The following is a 1,702-nucleotide window of genomic DNA, read 5'->3' on the forward strand; positions in this document are numbered from 1 at the left end:
GGTGCCGCGCGCGCTGCGGCGCATCAACCGGCCGAGCACGGCCGTCGCCGCCGACCGCGCGGGCGCCGGGAGGCCGGCCGGGAGCGGGCTCTCCTCCAGGAACAGGTTGACCATGCGGTTCAGGTAGTGGAACGTGACCGCCACGCCGACCAGTTCGGGCGTCCGGTCCGCGGGGAACGGCGGTCGCGCACCCCGGCCGCCCGCGCCGTCCCCGGCCTCCCGGAGCCAGTCGGCCACCTCCCGCTCCCGCCCCGCCGCCGCCCGGGCCCCGGCGGACGCCCCCGGTCCGGGCCGCAGCGCGGCCAGCGTCGCGCCGTGCACCTCCGTGCAGAACGGGCAGGCGTTGGCCTCCGACACGGCGACGGCCACCGCCTCCTTGACCGCCCGGTCGACCCGACCGGCGGCGACCATCGTCTCCCGGAGCATCACCCACGAGGCGGCGAGCACCGCCGGCGAGGGCGCGTGCAGGCCGATCGGCGGTGCGAGCAGGCCGAACTCCCGCTCGACCTCGGCGTAGACCCGGGCCACCTCCTGGCCCGCGTCGGCCGGGCGGACCGGGGCGACCCGGCGGATCTGCGCCAGCGGCCGCAGGGCCGGCCGCAGCAGCGGTATCACCATCGGTCTCCTCCTCTCTGGCTCGATCTGTCGCCGTGGCGCGCTAAGGGCGCGTCAGGCCGGGCAGTTGGGCCCGCACCCCGCGCCGTCCGCTGGTCCCGCCGTCCGGCGCGGGCGCGCCGTACCGGACGTTCACGCCGCGTTCCCGCGCGGCGCGCACGATGCCGGGCACGGCGCGTTCGGCGAGCGCGGAGATGGTCAGCGCGGGGTTGACGGTGAGCGCTCCCGGGACGGCGGAGCCGTCGGTGACGAAGATGCCCGGGTGGTCGCGGAGTTCGTGCCGGTCGTCGAGCGCCGAGGTGCCCGGGTCGTCGCCGATCCGGCAGGACGCCAGCGGGTGCACGGTGTACGCGCCCACCAGGTCGTTGGTCCACGGCATGACGCGGGCCAGGCCGTCGCGCTCCAGGATGTCCTTCACCACGGCGTCCGACTCGGCCCAGCCGCGCAGGGTGTTCTCGGTCGGCCGGTACCTGATCGGTCCGCGCCCGAGCATCTGCTGGGAGATCCGGTCCGCGTTGCCGGTGGCCGGCGGCGGGCCGAAGACGCCCTCGTTGTCGTCCTCGACCATGGTGAAGACGGTCAGCCAGGACTGCCACCGCCGGACCATCTCCTTCTTCTCCACGCCGAACCAGCCGGGGCCGGTCGCGTCGGGCACCTGCGCCAGGATGGTGCCGAACCCGGGCGGGAAGTAGAGCTGTTCCAGGGAGAACCGCGAGTGCTCCGGGAGCGAGCCGTCGAGGTTGTCCCAGCTCGCCACGACCGGCCCCTTGCCGATCTGGTTGGCCCCGAACGCCAGGCCGTCGGAGCGCTTGAGCCCGAGCAGGTCGCGGGCCCGGTCCTCGTCGACGACGGCCGTGTTGAGGCGCTCCCCGTTGCCGGAGAAGTAGCGGCCGACGGCGGAGGGCATCGTGCCGAGGTCCGCCTCGGAGCGCTGGAGGATCACCGGGGTGGCGCCGGCGCCCGCCGCGAGCACGACGATCTTCGCGTCGATCGTGCCGCTGCCGACGTGCACCCGGTAGTCCGTGTCGTCGACGACCTCGTAGTGCACCCGGTAGCCGCCGCCGTCCGTCCGGGAGAGCCGCTGCAC

At 75.4% G+C, this 1,702-nt stretch carries 2 protein-coding genes; both read right to left on the minus strand.

The features are described 5' to 3' along the window. A partial coding sequence (locus ACFU6K_RS38460; protein ID WP_380671234.1) for a carboxymuconolactone decarboxylase family protein occupies positions 1-618 on the minus strand: 618 nt, incomplete at its 3' end. A 40-nt stretch (positions 619-658) separates the two neighbouring features. Beyond that, a partial coding sequence (locus tag ACFU6K_RS38465; RefSeq protein WP_380671236.1) for a GMC oxidoreductase occupies positions 659-1,702 on the minus strand: 1,044 nt, incomplete at its 5' end.

The organism is Kitasatospora sp. NPDC057512, assembly GCF_042802135.1.
GTDB lineage: Bacteria > Actinomycetota > Actinomycetes > Streptomycetales > Streptomycetaceae > Kitasatospora.